Annotated in this window: 21 protein-coding genes; 10 read left to right on the forward strand and 11 right to left on the reverse strand. The window is 64.2% G+C overall.

The annotated features are described in order from the left end of the window. Window positions 1–53: 53 nt before the first annotated feature. Window positions 54–3,074: an FAD-binding and (Fe-S)-binding domain-containing protein gene (locus CQW31_RS22205; RefSeq protein ID WP_099815415.1), complete on the reverse strand. Its 3,021-nt coding sequence runs from the start codon at window positions 3,072–3,074 to the stop codon at window positions 54–56. A 152-nt stretch (window positions 3,075–3,226) separates the two neighbouring features. On the opposite strand from CQW31_RS22205, the gene CQW31_RS22210 reads away from it, so the two are divergent. Further along, window positions 3,227–4,111 carry a LysR substrate-binding domain-containing protein gene (locus tag CQW31_RS22210; protein WP_099815416.1) on the forward strand — a complete coding sequence of 295 codons (885 nt, stop codon included), beginning with the start codon at window positions 3,227–3,229 and terminating at the stop codon, window positions 4,109–4,111. A 168-nt stretch (window positions 4,112–4,279) separates the two neighbouring features. On the opposite strand, the gene CQW31_RS22215 is transcribed toward CQW31_RS22210, so the two are convergent. The 6 genes from CQW31_RS22215 to CQW31_RS22240 all read right to left on the reverse strand — a co-directional run bounded on the left by CQW31_RS22215 (window position 4,280) and on the right by CQW31_RS22240 (window position 10,792). Then, the gene (locus CQW31_RS22215; protein WP_177332435.1) at window positions 4,280–5,698 is read right to left on the reverse strand and encodes an amino acid permease; all 1,419 of its coding nucleotides are present in this window, start codon (window positions 5,696–5,698) and stop codon (window positions 4,280–4,282) included. Window positions 5,699–6,342: 644 nt separating this feature from the next. Next, window positions 6,343–7,407: a 23S rRNA pseudouridine(2605) synthase RluB gene (gene rluB, locus CQW31_RS22220; RefSeq protein ID WP_054887064.1), complete on the reverse strand. Its 1,065-nt coding sequence runs from the start codon at window positions 7,405–7,407 to the stop codon at window positions 6,343–6,345. A 273-nt stretch (window positions 7,408–7,680) separates the two neighbouring features. Further along, complete coding sequence (gene scpB / locus CQW31_RS22225) at window positions 7,681–8,451, reverse strand: SMC-Scp complex subunit ScpB (RefSeq protein WP_099815417.1); 771 nt, start codon at window positions 8,449–8,451, stop codon at window positions 7,681–7,683. Further along, window positions 8,438–9,163 carry a ScpA family protein gene (locus tag CQW31_RS22230; protein WP_178075582.1) on the reverse strand — a complete coding sequence of 242 codons (726 nt, stop codon included), beginning with the start codon at window positions 9,161–9,163 and terminating at the stop codon, window positions 8,438–8,440. Before CQW31_RS22230 ends, scpB begins: the two co-directional genes overlap by 14 nt. Before the next feature lie 125 nt (window positions 9,164–9,288). Then, a complete protein-coding gene (locus CQW31_RS22235) occupies window positions 9,289–9,918 on the reverse strand; it encodes an L-threonylcarbamoyladenylate synthase (protein WP_054886972.1) in 630 nt (209 codons plus the stop codon). 13 nt (window positions 9,919–9,931) lie between these two features. Further along, entirely contained in the window at window positions 9,932–10,792 is an 861-nt protein-coding gene (locus CQW31_RS22240) for a PHP domain-containing protein (RefSeq protein WP_054886953.1), read from the reverse strand. A 67-nt stretch (window positions 10,793–10,859) separates the two neighbouring features. Here CQW31_RS22240 and CQW31_RS22245 point away from each other — a divergent pair, with 67 nt between their 5' ends. The 5 genes from CQW31_RS22245 (at window position 10,860) to CQW31_RS22265 (ending at window position 14,503) form a co-directional block, all read left to right on the forward strand. Continuing rightward, window positions 10,860–11,453 carry a septation protein A gene (locus tag CQW31_RS22245; protein WP_054886954.1) on the forward strand — a complete coding sequence of 198 codons (594 nt, stop codon included), beginning with the start codon at window positions 10,860–10,862 and terminating at the stop codon, window positions 11,451–11,453. Window position 11,454: 1 nt separating this feature from the next. Then, window positions 11,455–11,754, forward strand: coding sequence for a YciI family protein (locus CQW31_RS22250; RefSeq protein ID WP_008091826.1), 300 nt, complete (start codon window positions 11,455–11,457; stop codon window positions 11,752–11,754). A 132-nt stretch (window positions 11,755–11,886) separates the two neighbouring features. Continuing rightward, window positions 11,887–12,564: a response regulator transcription factor gene (locus tag CQW31_RS22255; RefSeq protein WP_054886955.1), complete on the forward strand. Its 678-nt coding sequence runs from the start codon at window positions 11,887–11,889 to the stop codon at window positions 12,562–12,564. A 124-nt stretch (window positions 12,565–12,688) separates the two neighbouring features. Further along, window positions 12,689–13,105 carry a Spy/CpxP family protein refolding chaperone gene (locus tag CQW31_RS22260; RefSeq protein WP_054886956.1) on the forward strand — a complete coding sequence of 139 codons (417 nt, stop codon included), beginning with the start codon at window positions 12,689–12,691 and terminating at the stop codon, window positions 13,103–13,105. A gap of 60 nt (window positions 13,106–13,165) precedes the next feature. Next, complete coding sequence (locus tag CQW31_RS22265) at window positions 13,166–14,503, forward strand: HAMP domain-containing sensor histidine kinase (protein ID WP_054886957.1); 1,338 nt, start codon at window positions 13,166–13,168, stop codon at window positions 14,501–14,503. 117 nt (window positions 14,504–14,620) lie between these two features. Here the strand turns inward: CQW31_RS22265 and CQW31_RS22270 are convergent, their stop codons facing one another. Further along, window positions 14,621–15,178: a nitroreductase family protein gene (locus CQW31_RS22270; RefSeq protein ID WP_054886958.1), complete on the reverse strand. Its 558-nt coding sequence runs from the start codon at window positions 15,176–15,178 to the stop codon at window positions 14,621–14,623. 102 nt (window positions 15,179–15,280) lie between these two features. On the opposite strand from CQW31_RS22270, the gene CQW31_RS22275 reads away from it, so the two are divergent. Continuing rightward, complete coding sequence (locus CQW31_RS22275; protein ID WP_054886959.1) at window positions 15,281–16,735, forward strand: TrkH family potassium uptake protein; 1,455 nt, start codon at window positions 15,281–15,283, stop codon at window positions 16,733–16,735. Here the strand turns inward: CQW31_RS22275 and CQW31_RS22280 are convergent. Next, window positions 16,692–17,753, reverse strand: coding sequence for an AraC family transcriptional regulator (locus tag CQW31_RS22280; RefSeq protein WP_099815419.1), 1,062 nt, complete (start codon window positions 17,751–17,753; stop codon window positions 16,692–16,694). The two genes, CQW31_RS22275 and CQW31_RS22280, sit on opposite strands and share 44 nt — an antisense overlap. Before the next feature lie 154 nt (window positions 17,754–17,907). On the opposite strand from CQW31_RS22280, the gene CQW31_RS22285 reads away from it, so the two are divergent. After that, entirely contained in the window at window positions 17,908–18,219 is a 312-nt protein-coding gene (locus CQW31_RS22285) for a DUF962 domain-containing protein (RefSeq protein WP_054886961.1), read from the forward strand. An 18-nt stretch (window positions 18,220–18,237) separates the two neighbouring features. On the opposite strand, the gene CQW31_RS22290 is transcribed toward CQW31_RS22285, so the two are convergent. Then, a complete protein-coding gene (locus tag CQW31_RS22290; protein ID WP_099815420.1) occupies window positions 18,238–19,050 on the reverse strand; it encodes a UDP-2,3-diacylglucosamine diphosphatase in 813 nt (270 codons plus the stop codon). A 125-nt stretch (window positions 19,051–19,175) separates the two neighbouring features. Between CQW31_RS22290 and CQW31_RS22295 the strand changes: the two genes are divergently transcribed. Together CQW31_RS22295 and CQW31_RS22305 are read left to right on the forward strand one after the other, a co-directional pair. After that, the gene (locus tag CQW31_RS22295; RefSeq protein ID WP_099815421.1) at window positions 19,176–19,940 is read left to right on the forward strand and encodes an AraC family transcriptional regulator; all 765 of its coding nucleotides are present in this window, start codon (window positions 19,176–19,178) and stop codon (window positions 19,938–19,940) included. A gap of 179 nt (window positions 19,941–20,119) precedes the next feature. After that, complete coding sequence (locus tag CQW31_RS22305; RefSeq protein WP_054886964.1) at window positions 20,120–21,010, forward strand: DMT family transporter; 891 nt, start codon at window positions 20,120–20,122, stop codon at window positions 21,008–21,010. Here CQW31_RS22305 and CQW31_RS22310 read toward each other — a convergent pair whose 3' ends face one another. Beyond that, window positions 21,011–21,292: a SelT/SelW/SelH family protein gene (locus tag CQW31_RS22310; protein WP_054886965.1), complete on the reverse strand. Its 282-nt coding sequence runs from the start codon at window positions 21,290–21,292 to the stop codon at window positions 21,011–21,013. Between the last annotated feature and the right edge of the window lie 63 nt (window positions 21,293–21,355).

The following is a 21,355-nucleotide window of genomic DNA, read 5'->3' on the forward strand; positions in this document are numbered from 1 at the left end:
GAGCGGCCTTGTGTCGCGAAAGGGCTGCATAGCAGCCCCCGGGGCCCTCAAGGTCAGCGCTTGGCGTACTGCAACACCACTTCCAGCGGGTGGCGCATCTGCCGCTCGGTCATGCGCTTGACCTGGCTGCGGCACGAGTAGCCGGTCGCCAGCGCCTCGCCTTCCTTGTCCAGCTTGGTCGCCCACGACTGCTCGAAGATGGTGCGTGAAGTCGCCTGGTTGCGCGCCTCGTGCCCGTAGGTACCGGACATGCCACAGCAGCCGGTCGCCTCGGTCACCAGCTTCAACCCCAGGCGGGCAAACACCTGCTCCCACTGCTTGGTACTGGCCGGCACGTTGGTCTTCTCGGTGCAGTGCGCCATCAGGCGGAAGTTGCCCGGCGCGGTCGGCGCCTGTTCCGGCAGCACATCCATCAGCCACTCCTGTGGCAGCTTCACCTGCGGGCACTCTTCCAGGCCCGGCACCTTCTGGTACTCCTGGCGGTAGACCAGGGTCATCGCCGGGTCCAGGCCCACCAGCGGCACGCCGCAGTCAGCCAAGGCCTTGAGCTGGGTCGCATTGCGGATCGCCGCCTTGGCGAAGGCGCCGAGGAAGCCCTTCACATGCAGCGGCTTGCCGTTGGCGCTGTACGGCGCCAGGAACACCCTGTGCCCCAAGCGATGGGCCAGCTCGATGAACGCGGCCAGCAGCGGCGTTTCGAAGTAGCGGGTGAAGGCATCCTGCACCAACACGATGCTGCGCTCGCGCTGGGCCGGGGTCAGCTCGCGCAGGGCCGGCACGCTGGCCACGCCGACGCGGCAGCGGGTCAGGGTCGACTGGAAGTTGAAGCGGCTGATCAGCGGGCTGTCGACCATGCCGACCTTGTCCGCCAGCAGCTTGCTGACCCACTTCGAGCCCATCACCGCGTTGTACAGGCCAGGCGCATGGGCCAGGTACGGAATGGTGAATTCCAGCGAGCCGATCAGGTAGTCACGCAGCGGGCGCTGGTAGCGGCCGTGGTACAGCTCGAGGAAGCGCGAGCGGAAGTCCGGCACGTTGACCTTGATCGGGCACTGCCCGGCGCAAGACTTGCAGGCCAGGCAGCCGGCCATGGCGTCATACACCTCATGGGAAAAGTCTTCCTGGCCCTGGTTGCGGGCGCGGTTGTTGCGCAGCCGCGCCGGCAGCCCCTTGAGCCACGACACCTTGTTGCGCGCCGCCGCCAGCACGTCGATGTTGGCCTCGCCCTGCAAGCGCAGCCATTCGCGCATCAGCGAGGCACGGCCCTTGGGCGAATGCTGGCGTTCGCGGGTGGCCTTCCACGACGGGCACATGGCGTCGTTGGGGTCGTAGTTGTAGCAGGCGCCGTTGCCGTTGCAGTGCACGGCGCTGGGGAAGTCCTGCCACACGCGCTCATCGATGGTGCGGTCGAGGTCGCCTCGCAGGGTCACGCCGTCGACCTTGGTCAGGCCTTCGGCGCTGTCTGGCGGGGTGCAGATCTTGCCAGGGTTGAGCTGATTGTGCGGGTCGAAGGCGCCCTTCAGACGCTGCAATGCAGGGTACAGTTCGCCGAAGTACTCCGGCACGTATTCCGAGCGCAGGCCCTTGCCGTGCTCCCCCCAAAGCAGGCCGCCATAGCGTTTGGTCAGCGCGGCCACGGCGTCGGAGATCGGCTTGACCAGCGCAGCCTGGGCCGGATCTTTCATGTCCAGCGCCGGGCGCACGTGCAGTACGCCGGCATCGACATGGCCAAACATGCCATAGGCCAGGCCGTAGCCGTCGAGCAGCGCGCGGAAGTCAGCGATGTAGTCGGCCAGTTGCTCTGGCGGCACGGCGGTGTCTTCAACGAACGGTTGCGGGCGCACTTCACCTTCGACGTTGCCGAGCAGGCCCACCGAACGTTTGCGCATGGTGTAGACGCGGGTCACCGCTTCGGCGCCCTCGGCCAGGGTATGGCCCAGGCGCTCGACACTGGTATCGCGCTGCAGGTGGTCGATGAAAGCCTGGACCCGGGCATTGACCTCGGCCGGCTCGTCGCCACAGAACTCCACCAGGTTGATGCCCAGGGTCGGGCGCTCGGGGTCGGCCGGGAAGTACTCGGCAACGCTGTGCCAGACGATGTCCTTCATTGCCAGCATCAGCACCTTGGAGTCGACCGTCTCGATCGACAGCGGCTTGAGCGCCATCAGAGCGTTGGCGTCGCGCAGCGCGTCCATGAAGCTGGTGTAGCGCACGTTGACCAGCACGGCATACTTCGGGATCGGCAGCACATTGAGCTTGGCTTCGACCACATAGCCCAGCGAGCCTTCGGCACCGCACAGCACACTGTTGAGGTTGAAGCGGCCTTGTTCGTCACGCAGGTGCGCGAGGTCGTAGCCGGTCAGACAGCGGTTGAGCTTGGGGAAAGTGGTCTCGATCAATTCGCTCTGGGTTTCCTGGATCTCCCGGGCAATGCGGTACACCTCACCAACCCGGCCAGGCGCGGCGCAGGCCTGCTCCAACCCAGCGTCGTCAATCGGCAGGCTGTGCAGGCGCTCGCCGCCGAGCAGCACAGTGTGCAGTTCCAGCACGTGGTCGCGGGTCTTGCCATAGGTGCAGCTGCCCTGGCCGCTGGCGTCGGTGTTGATCATGCCGCCGACAGTGGCGCGGTTGGAAGTCGACAGCTCAGGGGCGAAGAACAGGCCGTGGGGCTTGAGCGCGGCATTGAGCTGATCCTTGACGGTACCGGCCTGGACCCGCACCCAGCGCTCCTCGACGTTGATTTCGAGGATCTGGTTCATGTGCCGCGACAAATCGACGACGATACCGTCGGTCAGCGACTGGCCGTTGGTGCCAGTACCACCGCCACGTGGGGTCAGCTTGACCTGCTGGAAACGCGGCTCACCCATCAGGGTGGCGACACGCGCCACGTCATCGGCGTCCAGCGGGAACACCGCCGCCTGAGGCAGGCGCTGGTAGATCGAGTTGTCGGTGGCCAGCACCGTACGGGTGCCGTAGTCAGCGCTGATCTGGCCACGGAAGCCGCTGTTGCGCAGGGCTTCGAGGAATTCGGGGTAGTTGGCGCTCGGCGCAAGGGTCGACAGCTGGGCGATCATCGAAGGATGGCCTCTTGATAGTGGCTAATTCACGGGAATCCTGTCGTTCCGGCATGCATTGCTTCATGCAGGGATGACGTATAGACCAATGTTCCTGTAGTTTCGCTTCAGGGGCAAACGGATAATCCTGCCGCTATCAATGACTTTTATGAATGAATTACCGCCACCTGACTCCATCCATGTCGCTGCTGCTGGCTTTCGAGGCCGCGGCCCGGCATGAAAGCTACACCCGCGCCGCCGCCGAACTGTCGCTGACCCAGAGCGCGGTCAGCCGTCAGGTGCAGGCCCTGGAGCATCAACTGGGCCTGACCCTGTTCCGCCGCGAGGGCCGCCAGGTGCAGCTGACCGACGTCGGCCGGCTGTACCAGCGCGAGCTGAGCGAGGCGCTGGGGCGCATACGCAGCGCCACCTTGCAGGCGCTGGCCTACCAGACCGGGGTCGGCACCCTGCGCCTGGCGACCCTGCCCACCTTCGGCTCGAAGTGGCTGCTGCCGCGCCTGCATGCGTTCTACAGCGCCCACCCGGGCATGCTGGTGCATATTCATTCACGCATCGAAGCGATCAACTTCGACACCAGCGAGATAGACGCCGCCATAGGTGTGGCCAGCCATGACCTGCCGGGCCTGATCTGCCATCGGCTGCATGCCGAGGAACTGGTGGTGATCCTGCCGCCTGAAGCGGGTGGCGACGCCCAAGGCTGGAGCCCGGCGCGGATCAGTGAAGAGGTACTGTTGAACGTCGCCAACAACCCGCACGCCTGGGGCGAGTGGTTTTCCCACCACGCCCTGCCGCACCGGGCGATGCGCCTGGGGCCGAGCTTCGAACTGACCTCGCACCTGATTCAGGCGGTGCGGGCCGGGATCGGCATCGGCCTGGTGCCGAGGATCCTGGTGGAGGAAGAGTTGGCCAAGGGCGAGTTGTTCAGCCCGGGGGCGGCGTTTGCCAGCCAGCGCAGTTATTACCTGATCTATCCGCCCAGGAACGAGGCATTGCCATCCTTGAGGGCGTTTCGCAGTTGGCTGCTGGAACAGATCTGAAACCTGTGCCGGCCTCTTCGCGGGCAGGCCCGCTCCCACAGGTACTCCACAAGTCTCAGGCCTGTGGTGATCCTGTGGGAGCGGGCGCGCCCGCGAAGAGGCCGGTACAGGCAACAAAAAACCCGACGCCAGTCACCTGACATCGGGTTTCTTCAACTAGCCAAAGATTTACTTGGCCACGGCACCGGCAGTGCCATTGGCCTGCGGCCGGCGCTTGCCCTTGGCCAGGTACGCCAGCAGCATCGCCGCCAGCCACACCGGGATCGCATACACCGACACCTGGATGCCTGGAATCATCAGCATGATGCCCAGGATCAGCACCACGAAGGCCAGCACCACATAGTTGCCGTACGGGTACCACAGCGCCTTGAACAGCGGCTTCTGGCCAACACGGTCAAGGTGCTGGCGGAACTTCAGGTGCGAGTAGCTGATCATCGCCCAGTTGATCACCAAGGTCGCGACCACCAGCGACATCAGCAGCTCCAGCGCATTCTGCGGCATCAGGTAGTTGAGCAGCACGGCTATCAGGGTCACACCCGCCGACACCAGGATCGAACGCACCGGCACGCCGCGCTTGTCGACCTTGGCCAGCGAGGCCGGAGCATCACCCTGCTCGGCCATGCCCAGCAGCATGCGGGCGTTGCAGTAGGTGCCGCTGTTGTAGACCGACAGCGCTGCGGTCAGCACCACGAAGTTCAGCAGGTTGGCCGCCACATCGCTGCCCAGCAGCGAGAACACCTGGACGAACGGGCTGCTGCCATAGCTGCCACCGGACGCATCGATGCTGGCGACCAGGTTGTCCCATGGGGTCAGCGACAGCAGCACGACCAGAGCGCCGACATAGAAGATCAGGATGCGGTAGATGACCTGGTTGATCGCTTTCGGGATCACGGTCTTTGGCTTGTCGGCCTCGGCGGCGGTGAAACCGAGCATTTCCAGGCCACCGAACGAGAACATGATGAACGCCAGGGCCATCACCAGGCCGCTGACACCATGCGGGAAGAAGCCGCCGTGGCTCCACAGATTGCTCACCGAGGCGTCAGGGCCGCCGTTGCCGCTGGTCAGCAGGTAGGCACCCAGGCCGATCATGCTGACGATGGCTACGACCTTGATGATGGCGAACCAGAATTCAGCCTCACCGAAGAACTTCACGTTCATCAGGTTGATGGCGTTGATCAGCACGAAGAATGCTGCTGCCGTGACCCAGGTCGGGATCTCCGGCCACCAGTAATGCACGTACTTGCCTACCGCCGACAGCTCCGACATGCCCACCAGGATGTACAGCACCCAGCAGTTCCAGCCCGACAGGAAACCGGCAAAGCCCCCCCAGTAGGTGTGTGCGAAGTGACTGAACGAGCCGGCCACCGGCTCTTCGACGATCATTTCGCCGAGTTGGCGCATGATCATGAAGGCGATGAAGCCGCATATCGCGTAACCGAGGATCATCGACGGGCCGGCTGATTTCATCACGCCTGCCGAGCCGAGGAACAGGCCGGTACCAATCGCGCCGCCGAGGGCGATCAACTGGATGTGGCGGTTCTTCAGGCCCCGCTTGAGCTCGCCTGAATGCATGTTTTGTCCACTCATGAACGAAGTCACCTGCATTGTTTTTATCTGTGACGGAATCGGACCCACCGCGCTCGTGGCGCAGCGGAATGGGCAAGGTGGTTACCTTGGGTTTCCTGCCAACGGATACCGCCGGGGCGGATCAGCCAGGTGTGGGCAGGAGTGCGCGGTACGCAAGAGGGTCACAGGTAAAACGCGGCGCACTGTATACCCCTGCAAACGCGCAGGCGTCAACGCGTTGCATCGTTTCCTTGGGAAAAAACGCAGCGATCCTGTGGTAGGAGCCTGAAAAGGCGAAGTGATCGGCGTACATGGCGCCTCCATTTGTTGTTCTGTCGGCCCGGCTCTGTGGACGGGCTTTTGCACACGGCAATGAGCGCTATATCACCGTGGTACGGGGGTTTGGGCAATATGGAGCAATGTGGAAGCTGGGGGTTTGCGGAGGGTGGCGCGGCAAGTTCTGTTTACACCAACAAGAAAAATCCGAATTGCGCGCTAATTTCAGCCCGTTCTGTATAAATTTCTTTACATGGTGGTTTGCAAACTTGCCAGTCGTCCGAAAATTTCTTTTTGTTCAATATCTTGGGGCCGCTTTGCGGCCCCAAATTCTCACAGGCATAAAAAAACCAGCCCGAAGGCTGGTTTCTCATGGCTGCAAAGAGCAATCAACCCCGCGGCTTGCCGCGACCACGGCCGGCCGGCTTATCACCGTCAGGCTTGCCTGGGCGCTTGCGCATCTCGCTCGGGCGTTCGGCCACGGCGCTGCCACGGCTGCCCTTGCGCGGTGCTTCGTCACGCGACTGACGTGCCGGACGCTCGGCTGCGGCCCCCTCATGGGCCGGGCGCAGGCTGCGCACGCGCTCGTTGCGCCCCAGCGGACGGCTCGACTTGCGCTGCAAGCGCTCCATCTTGTCCTTGGCCTTGAGGTTCAGGGTCGGCAGCGCTACTGGCTGCAGGCCCACTTCAGCGGCGAGGATGTCGATTTCGCCTTGGGTCATTTCACGCCAGCGGCCCATCGGCAGGTCGGAGTTGAGGAACACCGGGCCGAAGCGCACGCGCTTCAGGCGGCTGACCACCATGCCCTGGGATTCCCACAGGCGGCGCACTTCACGGTTACGGCCTTCCATCACCACGCAGTGGTACCAGTGGTTGAAGCCTTCGCCGCCTGGCGCCTTCTGGATGTCGGTGAACTTGGCCGGGCCGTCTTCGAGCATCACACCGGCCTTGAGGCGATCGATCATTTCGTCATCGACTTCACCACGCACGCGCACGGCGTACTCGCGGTCCATCTCGTAGGACGGGTGCATCAGGCGGTTGGCCAGTTCGCCGTCGGTTGTGAACAGCAGCAGGCCTGTGGTGTTGATGTCGAGGCGGCCGATATTGATCCAGCGCCCTTCTTTTGGCCGCGGCAAGCGGTCGAACACGGTCGGGCGGCCTTCCGGGTCGTCACGGGTGCAGATCTCGCCGTCGGGCTTGTTGTACATGATTACCCGGCGCGTGGCCTCGGCGGCCTCTTCACGCTTGATCAGCTTGCCATCTACGGTAATGGCGTCATGCAGGTCGACGCGCAGGCCGAGGGTGGCTTCGACGCCGTTGACCTTGATGCGGCCCTGACTGATCCAGGCTTCGACGTCACGGCGCGAGCCGACGCCAATGCGTGCCAGCACTTTCTGCAGCTTTTCGCCGGCTGGTGGGGTAATTTCGGTATTTTGCAGGTCTTGCTCACTCATCTGGGCACCTCCCGGTGTAGGAATGAAATAAGGGTCTTGGCAGCGAACGCGCCAAAGGGCCGCGCATCATACGCGGTTCGCTGAGGGAACGCACTGCAGGGTAGAGGGTTTTGTCGGCTTTGGCAGTGAATTCTGCCTAATGGTGATGAGTAGGCAGTACCGGCCTCTTCGCGGGTAAACCCGCTCCCACAGGTACCATGCCGCATTCAGCCACTGTGATTTCCCTGTGGGAGCGGGTTTACCCGCGAAGAGGCCGCACAGGCAGCAGAAGAGTCAGGGCTGCGACTTGCCCTCTTCCTCCCCCGAGGCCTCAGGCTCTTCCTCGCGCAGGTCGTCGAAGTCGGTCTTCAGCCCCTCCTCCATGGCATCGAGCTCCACCAGTAAACTGCGGAAACTGGTCTCTTCCCTGGGCTCAACCTGCACCTCTTCGTCACCCAGGCTGGCATCGGCCAGGGCCTGTATGTGCGCCGGCACCGGGGCATCATCCGGATCAAGCACCGGTTGAGGTTCCATCTCGCGCAGTTCGGCCAGCGCTGGCAGCTCGTCCAGGCTCTTGAGATTGAAGTGATCGAGAAATGCCTTGGTGGTGGCGAACATCGCCGGGCGCCCGGGTACCTCGCGGTAGCCGACCACGCGAATCCACTCGCGCTTCATCAGCGTCTTGATGATGTTGCTGTTGACCGCAACACCCCGCACATCCTCGATCTCGCCACGGGTGATCGGCTGGCGGTAGGCGATCAGCGCCATGGTTTCGAGCAACGCACGGGAATATCGCTGCGGGCGTTCTTCCCACAGCCTTCCGACCCAGGGCGCGAAGTCTTCACGAATCTGCAGGCGGTAACCGGTGGCCACCTCCTTGAGCTCGAACGCCCGCCCGGCGCAGGACTTGGCGAGCACTTCCAGGGCCTTCTTGAACACCTTCGGCTCGGGGCGCTCGGCCTCCTCGAACAGCTCGTAGAGGCGTTCGAGGGACTGCGGCTTGCCCGAAGCGAGCAGGAAGGCTTCGATCAGCGACGCCAGGTCGCGGGGTTCATTCAGGTTCATCAGGTTCTTCGACAGACTCGGGACGCAGCCGCACATGGATCGGCGCAAAGGGCGCATTCTGCACCAGTTCGACCAGCGATTCCTTCACCAGCTCGAGGATCGCCATGAAGGTCACCACCACGCCAAGCTTACCCTCGTCTGAGGAGAACAGCTCGGCAAACGGCACGAAAGCGCCACCTTTGAGGCGCTCCAGTACATCACTCATGCGCTCGCGGGTGGACAGCGTCTCGCGAGTGATCTGGTGGCTCTCGAACAGATCGTTGCGGCGCATGACTTCGGCCATGGACACCAGCAGCTCTTCCAGGCTGACCTGCGGCAGCAGCTTGCGCACCTTGGCCTGGGGGGCCTCCAGACGCGGCACGATGACCTCACGGCCCACCCGCGGCAACTCGTCGATGCCTTCGGCGGCAGCCTTGAAGCGCTCGTACTCCTGCAGGCGGCGGATCAGCTCGGCGCGCGGGTCGCCCTCCTCTTCCTCGACCTCGGCCGAGCGCGGCAACAGCATGCGCGACTTGATTTCGGCGAGCATCGCGGCCATGACCAGGTACTCGGCGGCCAGCTCCAGGCGCACGCTCTTCATCAGCTCGACATAGCCCATGTACTGGCGTGTGATCTCCGCCACGGGAATGTCGAGGATGTCGATGTTCTGCTTGCGGATCAGGTACAGCAGCAGGTCCAGCGGCCCCTCGAAGGCTTCGAGGATGACCTCCAGGGCATCCGGCGGGATGTACAGGTCCACCGGCATTTCGGTGAGTGCTTCGCCGTAGACCAGCGCCAGTTGCAACTGCTGGGGCGAAGCGGCCTGCTCGGCCGGCGCCTCGGCTACTTCCACCTGACTCACACGTTGACCATGAACGGCGTGGGGTCGCCGCAGCCTTCGCGGATCAGCTCAGGTTCGTCGCCGGACAGGTCGATGATGGTCGAGGCCTTGAGGTCGCCAAAGCCGCCGTCGATGACCAGGTCCACATGGTGCTCCAGGCGCTCGCGGATCTCGTAGGGATCGGTCATCGGTTCGGTGTCGCCCGGCAGGATAAGGCTCACGCTCATCAGCGGCTCGCCCAGCTCGGCCAACAGCGCCAGGGTGATGCCGTGGTCAGGCACGCGCAGGCCGATGGTGCGGCGCTTTTCATGCAGCAGCAGGCGCGGCACTTCGCGGGTACCGTTGAGAATGAAGGTGTAGGGCCCGGGCACATGGGCCTTGAGCAGGCGGAAGGTGCCGGTGTCGACCTTGGCGTACAGCCCCAGTTGCGACATGTCGCAGCACATCAGGGTGAAGTTGTGGGTCTTGTCCAGGCCGCGCAGGCGGCGCACGCGCTCGATCGCCGCCTTGTCGCCGATCTGGCAGCCCAGGGCATAGGCCGAGTCGGTCGGGTAGACCACCACGCCGCCCTTGCGGATGATCTCCACCGCCTGGCGGATCAGGCGCGGTTGTGGGTTCTCCGGATGAATCTGGAAAAATTGGCTCACAAAGTCGTCCTGTTCATAGCGCCATAGGCTGTTCATGGCTGAATCGACGCCACAGAGGTGGCAAGTCCTCGGGCAATGGCCGGTAGGCACCGATCTCGCCCCAGGTGCCGGGGCCGTGGAAATCGCTGCCAGCGCTTGCCAGCAGGCCGAACTCACGGGTGAGGATGGACATCGTGCCCACCTGCTCGGCCGGCATCATCCCGTTGACCACTTCAAGCGCCTGCCCGCCTGCCTGAATATAGTCGGCAATCAGGCGCCTGCGCTTGCTGCGGGTCAGATCGTAATGCATGGGATGCGCAAGGCTCACCCAGGCGTTGGACTGGCGCAGGGTGGCGACAGTTTCATCGAGCGTCGGCCAGTGCTGCTTGACATCGCCCAGCTTGCCGGCCCCGAGCCACTTGCGGAAGGCCTCGGCGCGGTCCTTGACATGGCCGGCGCGCACCAGGAATTCGGCAAAGTGAGGCCGCGCCGGGGCGTTGCCGCTGTCGCCCAGCTCCTGCTGCACGGCCCGTGCGCCGTCGAGGGCGCCTGGCATGCCCTTGGCTGCCAACCGTTTGTCGATTTCCTCGGCGCGCAACCAGCGGCCGCGATGCAAGGCCTCGATGGCCTGGAGCAAGGGCGGCGCTTCGAGCGGGAAATTGTAGCCCAGCACGTGAATGGTCGCGCCACCCCAGGTGCACGACAGCTCAACGCCGCTGACCCAGTGCATGCCACGCGCGTGGCAGGCCTGGCGCGCCTCGGCCAGCCCTTCGAGGGTATCGTGGTCGGTCAGTGCCAGCGTTTGCACCCCGTGCTCATGGGCCCGGGCGACCAGGTCCGTAGGCGACAGGGCGCCGTCGGAGGCCGTGCTGTGACAGTGCAGATCAACATTCATGGAGGAGCGCTTTCGCTGGAATCGATGTTTGTTATTATGCCGTCACATCCCGATCCTGGCTGCCATTGTGAAACAATTCATCGATTTCATCCCGCTGCTGCTCTTCTTCATCGTCTACAAGCTCGACCCGCGCCCGGTGGAAGTCGCCGGTCACAACTTCGAATTCGGCGGCATCTACAGCGCCACGGCGATGCTGATCATCAGCTCGCTGGTGGTTTACGGTGCACTGTTCCTGCGCCAGCGCAAACTGGAAAAGGGCCAGTGGCTGACCTTGATCGCCTGCCTGGTGTTCGGTGGCCTGACCCTGACCTTTCACAGCGAAACCTTCCTCAAGTGGAAGGCGCCGGTGGTCAACTGGCTGTTTGCCCTGGGCTTCGCCGGTAGTCACTTCATCGGCGACCGGGTGCTGATCAAGCGCATCATGGGCCACGCCTTGACCCTGCCCGATGCCATCTGGTCGCGCCTGAACGTGGCCTGGGTCGCCTTCTTCGTGTTCTGCGGCGCCGCCAACCTGTTCGTTGCCTTTACCTTCCAGAACTTCTGGGTCGACTTCAAGGTGTTCGGCAGCCTGGGCATGACAGTGCTCTTCCTGGTGGCGCAGGGTGTGTACCTGTCGCGTCACCTGCACGACGACCCCTCCACCTCCAAACCCAAGGATTGACATGCTCTACGCCATCATCGCCAGCGACGTCGCGAACTCCCTGGAAAAACGCCTGGCCGCGCGCCCGGCGCACATCGAGCGCCTGCAGCAGCTCAAGGCCGAAGGCCGCGTGGTACTGGCCGGCCCGCACCCGGCCATCGACAGCAACGACCCGGGTGAAGCCGGCTTCAGCGGCAGCCTGATCGTCGCCGAGTTCGACTCCCTGGCCGCCGCCCAGGCCTGGGCCGATGCCGACCCGTACATCGCCGCGGGCGTGTACGACAAGGTCATCGTCAAGCCGTTCAAGCAAGTCCTGCCTTGAGCTGCCACCGCGTCGCCGATCAAGCCGGCGACGCGGTCTCCCCCGCTCGAATTGCACGCTCGCCCTCAGTCTGCGGTATCTTTGCCACTGGCGGACACAGAAGACGCCGTCAATGGTTGAATTGAGTGAGTCATGAGCGAGCTGTTACTGATTGATGATGACCAGGAACTCTGCGAGCTGCTCGGCAGCTGGCTGACCCAGGAAGGGTTTGCGGTACGCGCCTGCCACGATGGCTTGAGCGCGCGCCAGGCCTTGGCCGAGCATGCCCCGGCGGCCGTGGTGCTGGATGTGATGCTGCCCGACGGCAGCGGCCTGGAGCTGCTCAAGCAACTGCGCAGCGAACATGCCGAACTGCCGGTGCTGATGCTGTCGGCCCGTGGCGAACCGCTGGACCGCATCCTCGGCCTGGAACTGGGCGCCGACGATTACCTGGCCAAGCCCTGCGACCCCCGAGAGCTCACCGCGCGCCTGCGCGCCGTGCTGCGCCGCAGCCACCCCACCGCCACCACCACCCAGCTGGAAATCGGTGACCTGGCGTTCAGCCCGGTGCGCGGCGTGGTCAGCATCGATGGCCGCGACATGAGCCTGACCCTGTCCGAAAGCCGCATCCTCGAAGCGCTGCTGCGCCAACCGGGCGAGCCGCTGGACAAGCAGGAACTGGCGCAGATCGCACTGGGGCGCAAGCTGACCCTGTATGACCGCAGCCTGGACATGCATGTCAGTAACCTGCGCAAGAAGATCGGCCCGCATGCCGATGGGCGGGCGCGGATCGTCGCGCTGCGTAGCCGCGGTTACTATTACTGCCTGTAAGCCTGCATGGGGCCGCCCGCGCCCCATCTTTACCCTGCCTTTACCGTGAGCTGACTGCGCTTGACCTTGATCTCCCTAGACTGAGCTCATCCGGTAACCACCGGCCCATGACAGGAGAGACACCATGCGCAAGACCCTTATCGCCCTGATGTTCGCCGCCGCCCTGCCGACCGTGGCCATGGCCATGCCTGACGGCGGCCCGCGTCACGACGGCCCGCATCATCGCGGTGATGCGCCTTTCGCCCAACTGGACCTGAGCCGCGACCAGCGCCAGCAGATCGGCAAGTTGATGGGCGAGCAGATGCACAACCGCCGCGAAATCACCGAGCGCTACCTGAACAAGCTGCCAGCCGCCGAGCAGAAGGCCATGAAAGACGAACTCAAGGCCAGCCATGACAAGACCGACAGCCAAGTCCGCGCGCTGCTCAAGCCTGACCAGCAGAAGAAGTTCGATGAACTGCAGAAGGAACGCGAAGCACGCAAGGCTGAATGGAAGGAATTCCAGGCCTGGAAAGCTGAAAAGGCTGGCAAGGCCCAGTAAGCTGTCAACCCGATGCCCGGCCCGCCCTCAAGCGGGCCGGGCTTTTCCCGTTTTCAGGAGGTGCTCTTGCGTTCTCTGTTCTGGCGCATCCTGGCCAGTTTCTGGCTGGCTATAACCCTGGTCGCGGGCCTGTCGATCCTGCTCGGCCACGTGCTTAACCAGGACGCCTGGATCCTCAGCCGTCACCCGGGCCTCAAGACCATGGCCAGCGATTGGGCCAAGCACTATGAGCAGGAAGGCCTGGAATCTGCCCAGGCCTTTTTGGAACGACGCAAGGAGCGCTACAAGATCGATGTGCAGGTGCTCGACGACAGCGGCGATGCCGTGGTGCCGGGTACCTTCCCGCGCCGCGCTGCGGCGTTCGAGGCGCGCCAGCACAATGACGAGCGCCACCTGCCGTGGCGGCGCCTGACCGAGGAATACACCAGCCCCGAAACCGGCAACACCTACCTGCTGATCTACCGCATCCCGCACCCGGAGCTGGACGCCTGGCACCGCGAGAGCCTGCTCTGGCCGTTGAGTGCGCTGGGCATCGCCTTGGTGGTGCTGACCTTGTTCAGCCTGCTGGTGACCTTGTCGATCACCCGCCCCCTGAACCGCCTGCGCGGCGCCGTGCACGACCTTGGCCAGGCCAGCTACCAACAGAACAGCCTGGCCCGCCTGGCCGCCCGGCGTGACGAGTTCGGCGTGCTGGCCAAAGACTTCAACAAGATGGGCGCGCGCCTGCAGAGCCTGATCGGCAGCCAGCGCCAACTGCTGCGTGACGTGTCCCACGAGCTGCGCTCGCCACTGGCGCGCCTGCGCATCGCCCTGGCCCTGGCCGAGCGCGCCGAAACCGAACAGCGCCAGGCCTTGTGGCCACGCCTGACCCGTGAATGCGACCGCCTGGAAGACCTGATCAGCGAAATCCTGACGCTGGCCCGGGTCGATGCCGAGCAGGCCCACGCCGAGCCTGTCGACCTCAACGCCTTGCTCGGCAGCGTGCGCAAGGACGCTCAGCTCAGCGCACCGGAGCAGGAGGTGAAACTGGAGGCGCAGCCGGGGCTGACGCTGCAAGGCTGGCCGACGCTGATCGAGCGTGCCGTGGACAACCTGGTGCGCAATGCCCTGCGCTTCAACCCGGAGGGCCAACCGATCGAGATCAGTGCGCAGCGCGAGCAGGACAAGATCGTGCTGAGCGTGCGCGACCATGGGCCAGGGGCGGCGCCGGAGCATCTGGCGCAGTTGGGTGAGCCGTTCTTCCGGGCGCCGGGGCAGGAGGCGGCGGGGCATGGCCTGGGGCTGGCCATTGCGCGCAAGGCGGCCGAGCGGCACGGCGGGAGTCTAGTGCTGGAGAATCACCCGCAGGGTGGGTTCGTGGCCCGGTTGGAGTTGCCTGAGAACATTGCTGCCAACTGACAGAATGCCGGGGCTGCTTTGCAGCCCTTTCGCGACACAAGGCCGCTCCTACAGGGGATCGCGTTACCTGCAGGAGCGGCCTTGTGTCGCGAAAGGGCCGCAAAGCGGCCCCCTACGTTATTCGCCCCAGCCGCTGACGTAATCGGCGGTTTCCAGAATCGGCGCCGTGCGCGGCTCGGCCATCGGCGTGCCGACATACAGGTAGCCGATCAGCTCCTCGTTCTCCGCCAGCCCCAAGCCCTTGTGCACATGCGCATCGAAGGCCATGTCGCCGGTACGCCACACCGCACCGATCCCCTGGGCATGCGCCGCAATCAGGATGCCATGGGCCGCGCAACCGGCCGCCAGGCGCTGCTCGGACTTGGGCACCTTGAAGTGATCCTGCAGCTTGGCGATCACCACGATCAGCAACGGCGCACGCAGCGGCATCGCGCGCGCCTTGTCCAGCGCAGCCTGGCTGGCGTCGCCCTTGTGCTGCAACGCTTCGGCAAACAGTTCACCGAGCTTGTCGCGGCCCTGGCCCTCGATGGTCAGAAAGCGCCACGGCCGCAGCTGGCCGTGGTCCGGTGCGCGCAAGGCGGCCTGGAACAGCGCCTCACGCTGGGCCTCGTTGGGCGCAGGGTCGGTCAGGCGTGGCACGGAAACACGGTTGAGCAATGCGTCGAGAGCCTCCATCGGCTACCCTCCTGGCAGGTAAATGTGCGGCCATTCTAGCGTTTACATCACCAGACCCATAGGTAGAATGGCGCCCTTCCGTTTCGAGTCAGAGCAGATCACATGGCGTTGCCGACCTTAAGGATCATTGGTTTCATCATCGGCATCTTCCTGATCACCCTGGCAGTCAGCATGGTCGTGCCCATGGCGACCCTGGTGGTGTTCGAACGCACCGGCGACATGCCGTCGTTCCTCTGGTCGAGCCTGATCACCTTCATCGCCGGCCTGGCCATGGTGCTGCAGGGGCGCCCCGAGCACGTCCACCTGCGCCCGCGCGACATGTACCTGCTCACCGTCAGCAGCTGGGTGGTGGTGTGCGTCTTCGCCGCACTGCCCTTTCTGCTGACCCAGCACATCAGCTACACCGACGCCTTCTTCGAGAGCATGTCCGGCATCACCGCCACCGGCGCCACGGTGCTCAGCGGGCTGGACAGCATGTCGCCGGGCATCCTGATGTGGCGCTCGATGCTGCACTGGCTCGGTGGCATCGGCTTCATCGCCATGGCGGTGGCGATCCTGCCGCTGCTGCGCATCGGTGGCATGCGCCTGTTCCAGACCGAATCGTCGGACCGTTCGGAAAAGGTCATGCCGCGCTCGCACATGGTCGCCAAATCGATCGTCGGCGTTTACGTCGGCTTCTCCATCTTTGGCGCACTGGCCTTCTGGTGGGCCGGCATGAGCCCGTTCGATGCCATCAACCACGCCATGTCTGCGATCTCCACTGGCGGTTTCTCCACCTCTGACCAGTCCCTGGCCAAGTGGGACATCCCCGCCGTGCACTGGGTCGCGGTGGTGGTAATGATCCTCGGCAGCCTGCCCTTCACGCTGTATGTGGCAACCCTGCGCGGCAACCGCAAGGCGCTGATACGCGACCAGCAGGTGCAGGGTTTGCTGGGCATGCTGGTGGTGACCTGGCTCGTGCTCGGCACCTGGTACTGGCACACCACCAACCTGCACTGGCTCGATGCCCTGCGCCACGTGGCACTGAACGTGACCTCGGTGGTCACCACCACTGGCTTCGCGCTGGGCGACTACAGCCTGTGGGGCAACTTCTCGCTGATGCTGTTCTTCTACCTGGGCTTCGTCGGTGGCTGCTCTGGCTCGACGGCCGGTGGCATCAAGATCTTCCGTTTCCAGGTCGCCTACATCCTGCTCAAGGCGAGCCTCAACCAGCTGATCCACCCGCGCGCGGTGATCAAGCAGAAATACAATGGCCATCGCCTGGACGAAGAGATCGTGCGCTCGATCCTGACCTTTTCGTTCTTCTTCGCCATCACCATCTGCGTAATGGCGCTGCTGCTGTCATTGCTGGGCGTGGACTGGATGACCGCGCTGACCGGTGCCGCCGGAACGGTGTCGGGCGTTGGCCCGGGCCTGGGCGAAGTGGTCGGTCCTTCGGGCAACTACTCGACGCTGCCGGATGCCGCCAAGTGGATTCTCGCTACCGGTATGCTGCTGGGCCGCCTGGAGATCATCACCGTGCTGGTGTTGTGCATGCCGGCGTTCTGGCGTCATTGACCTCGGCAGGCTCCGCGCCCAGCCGGGCGCGGTATTCGCTGGGGGTCTCATCGAACCAGCGGCGGAATGCCCGGTAGAAGTTGCTCGGGTCGGCAAAGCCCAGCAGGTAGGCGGTTTCCAGCAGGGTCATGCCTGGCTGGGCCAGATACTGTTCGGCGAGTTCACGACGGGTATCGTCGAGCAACGCCTGGAAACTGGTGCCCTCTTCCTGCAAACGACGCTGCAGGGTGCGCTGGGACAGGTGCAGGGCCTGGGCGAGGGTTTCACGCTTGGGTTCGCCCTGGGGCAGGATACGGCACAGCACCTGGCGCACCCTATGGGTCACGCGGCTTTCGGAAAAACGCGCCAGGTATTCGCCAGCAAAGCGGTCATGCAGGATGGCCATGGCTTCGTTGGCAGTGGGCAACGGCGCTTCCATGTCGGCCCGTTCGAATACCAGGGCATCGTGCGGAGCGCCGAATACCAGCGGGGAATGAAAGGCCACCTTGTACGGCTCGATATCCTTCGGCTGCGGCCCTTGCACCAGCACCCGCCGCGGCTGCACCGGCCGGCCACTGAGCCATTTGCACAAGGCCAGCGCGCAGGCCAGGGACGCTTCGGCGCTGTGGCGGGTGGGGGGCAGGTGATCACCATGCACGGTCAGAATCAGCGAATAGCCTTCAGGGCCAAGGGTGAAACTCAGGTCGGAGCTTTCGGCAATGATGCGTTGGTAACGCACCAGCCGCCCGAAGCCTTCGGCCAGTGTGCGGCTGGACATCAGTGCGTAACCCACCACATGGAACGAAGCCGGGCGCACCACCCGCGCCATGTTCAGGCCAATCGCCTCGTTGCCCGAAAGTTCGACCGCGAGCTGCCAGAGGCGGGTCATGGCGTCCTGCGGAAAACGTGCATCCGGATCGTCGAGTGCGGCGAAATCCAACCCCAGCTGCTTGAACATCGCCGGGCAATCGAGCCCTTCGAGCTCCAGCGCCTTCACAATCCCTGATGCCCAGCTGGCTGACGTGGTTCTCTCGCTCATGGCAGGCTTCTTGTGCTGACCGCTTCATGCGGTGACCTCAAGGATACTCATTTGGCGCCTATTGTCACTGGCCGGCCCCGCCAATGACTCTAGACTCGATTCAGGCTCCACGCCGTGTATCCTGTCCAGAAGTGATAATCCCGGAGCACTGCCCATGACCCGCACAGCGCAGTTTCGCAGTTTTGCCGAGTTCTATCCCTATTACCTGGGCGAGCACAGCAACCCCACCTGCCGGCGCCTGCACTTCGTCGGCACCAGCCTGGTGATTGCCTTGCTGGCCTACACCCTTGGCAGTGGCAAGTGGTTGTTGCTGCTGGCGGTACCGATCTGCGGCTACGGCTTCGCCTGGGTGGGGCATTTCTTTTTCGAGAAGAACCGGCCGGCGACCTTCAGTCACCCCTGGTACAGCCTGGTTGGCGACTTCGCCATGTTCCGCGACATCCTGCTCGGCAGGATCAGCCTCTAGCCTGGGGGCGCAGCCGGCTCATGCCGGCTCGCGCATCGCAGCAGCTTCCGCGGCCAGCCGCGCCTGGGCATCGGCCAGCCGATACAATGCGATGCTGCCATCCCAATGCTCGATCAGCGCCGTGCACGATTCCACCCAATCGCCGCAGTTGAGGTACTCCACCTCCCCCACCTGGCGGATCTCGGCATGGTGGATATGCCCGCACACCACCCCGTGAAAACCGCGACGGGTGCATTCATGGGCAATCGCATCCTCGAAGTCGCTGATGAAGTTCACCGCCCCCTTGACCTTGTGCTTCAGGTACGCCGACAGCGACCAGTAGCCATACCCATAGCGGGCACGCCAATGGTTGAGCCAGCGGTTGAGCACCAGGGTGAACTCGTAGGCACGGTCGCCAAGAAAAGCCAGCCAGCGGTGATAGCGGGTGATCACGTCGAACTGGTCGCCATGCACCACCAGCAGGCGACGGCCATCGGCGGTCAGGTGCTCGGCCTCGTCCACCAGCTGGATGTTGCCCAGCATCAGCTTCGAGTAACGGCGCAGGAATTCGTCATGGTTGCCGGTGACGTAGATCACCTCAGTGCCGCGCTTGCTCATGGTCAGCAAGCGGCGGATCACATTGGTATGGGCTTGCGGCCAATAAATGCCGCTGCGCAGCTTCCAGCCATCGATGATATCGCCTACCAGGTAGATACGGTCGGCCTGGTAACCCTTGAGGAACTGCGACAGGTGTTCGGCCTGGCAGTCTCGCGTGCCCAGGTGCACATCGGATATCCACAGCGTGCGCACGCGCTGCTTGCGTGACGGGCGAGAAAGTTCGACATGGGTCATGGCAGGCTCCGGCGCTGTTTGCTGGAGACTGGCAGGCACAGATGACAGGTTGGTGGCAGGGATGTGACGAGTGATGGTCTGCCAGGAATGCGGCACAATGGCTGGCAGCCCCACGAGGAAACCCCATGGCCGGCCCGATACTTTCCATGCGTCATTACCGCGATGAGCTGATCGCCCACAGTCACGAACACCCGCAGCTGGTGTTCGGCCTGCACGGTCGCCTGGACTTCGAGGTGCAGGGCCACAGCGCCAAGGTCGCCCGCCAGGGGCTGGTGGTGGTGCCCGCTGGCGCCCATCACACGTGCGGCAGTGACGTGGGCAGCGATTGCCTGGTGCTGGATGTACCGGACGAACACTGGCTGCACGAGCAGTTGGGGGCGCATGCCGATGCCAGCCGGCGCCTGCTCGACCAGCCTGGCGCACGAGGGCTGAACGAGCGCCAGCAGCAACTGGTGGACTGGCTGGCGGCGAGCCCCATGGACGACCCGCTGATCGCCCGGCAAGGCGCGGTACTGTTGTTGGCCAGCCTCAACCCCAGCGCTTCGGCCATCGTCACGCCCAGCCATCGCCTGCCCTATGCCGCATTCGATGTGCATATCGAACAGCACGCAGCGTACCCCTTGCAGGTGGCCGACCTGGCGCGCATCGCCGGCTTGTCCAGTACCCGGCTGCATGCCCGGTTCAGCGCCGAATGTGGCATGACGCCAATGGACTACATTCGCCAGCGACGTCTGCTCAAGGCCAGGCGGCTGGTCACGCAGACCTTGCTGCCGATGGGGGAGATTGCGGCGCAGGTGGGGTACAGCTCGCAGAGTGCATTTTCGGCGGCGATGCTGCGGGCGTTTGGTTGCTCGCCGCTGGCGCTGCGGCGAGCGCCTGGCGACAACTGACAGCAGGATGGCGACAGAACATGTTGGCCTGTAGCTTTACACTTTGCGGCACCGGCCCTTTCGCGGGTAAACCCGCTCCCACAGGGATCTTGCAGAACCTGAAACCAGTGCAGTACTTGTGGGAGCGGGTTTACCCGCGAAGAGGCCAGCAAAGCCAGTAAAGAATCAAAGGACTTGCAATGAACCACCGCACTGCCCTCGGCGCCCTGCACATCGGCGCGCTGTTCTTCGGCCTGACCGGGGTGTTTGGCAAATTGGCCACCAGTGCCAGCCCGACGATCATCGTCTTCGGCCGCGCCGCCTTTGCCGTGCTGGCCCTGGCATTGTTCGCCAGCCTCACCGGCCCCGGCTGGCGGCGCCTGAGTGGCCATGACATGCGCCGCCTGCTGCTCGGCGGCGTGCTGCTGGCAGGGCACTGGGTCAGCTTCTTCATCGCCGTGAAGGTCGGCGGCGTGGCCATCGCCACCCTGGGTTTCGCCAGCTTCCCGGCGTTCACCGTGATCCTCGAAGGCCTGCTGTTCCGCGAGCGCATCCGCCGCAACGAAGGTGCGCTGGTGGTGCTGGTCAGCATCGGCCTGATACTGGTCACCCCACAGTTCGACCTGGCCAGCCAGGCCACCGGTGGCCTGCTCTGGGCCTTGCTCTCCGGTTTGTTGTTCTCGCTGCTGTCACTGACCAACCGCGCCGGCTCCGGCCGTTTGCCGGCCGTGCAGGCAGCGCTGTGGCAAAACCTGGTGGTCGGCCTGTGCCTGCTGCCTTTCGCCGGCCCAGGCTTGAGCCACGTGGAACGCATGGACTGGTTGTGGATCGCCCTGCTCGGAATCTTCTGCACCGGCGTCGCCCACAGCCTGTTCGTGGCCAGCCTGGGGGTGATCAAGGCGCGCACCGCCGCCGTGGTATTTGCCATGGAACCGGTCTACGGCATCGCCGTGGCCTGGGCGGTGTTCGCCGAAACGCCAACCCTGCGCATGCTGCTGGGCGGCATGCTGATCATTTTCGCCATCGTGCTGTCGAGCCGCATGGCCGCCGAGCAGCCGCCGCGGCACAAGGTCGCGGCCGAGGGCGCCTGATCAGCGATCGTTGTGGCCCAGGTCGCGCTGCGGGTCGATCTGGTCGCGCACGCGCTGCTTCAGCACCTTGGCCTCGGGGAAGCCACCGTCGGCCTTGCGCTCCCAGATCTGCACGCCATTGCAGGTGATGCGGAAGATGCCGCCGGTGCCGGGCTCCAGCGCTACCCGGCCAAGGTCGTCGCTGAAGGTGCTGAGCAGTTCCTGGGCCAGCCAGGCGGCGCGCAGCAGCCATTGGCATTGCGTGCAATAAGTGATGACGATTTCCGGCTTGTTGTCGGCCATGCTGAAGCATCTCCAGGTGAGGGGCCGCTTATACTAGCGGTCTTTAGCCTTCGGTTTGAGACT

The sequence above is a fragment of the Pseudomonas sp. 382 genome, assembly GCF_002759075.1.
Lineage (GTDB): Bacteria > Pseudomonadota > Gammaproteobacteria > Pseudomonadales > Pseudomonadaceae > Aquipseudomonas > Aquipseudomonas vlassakiae.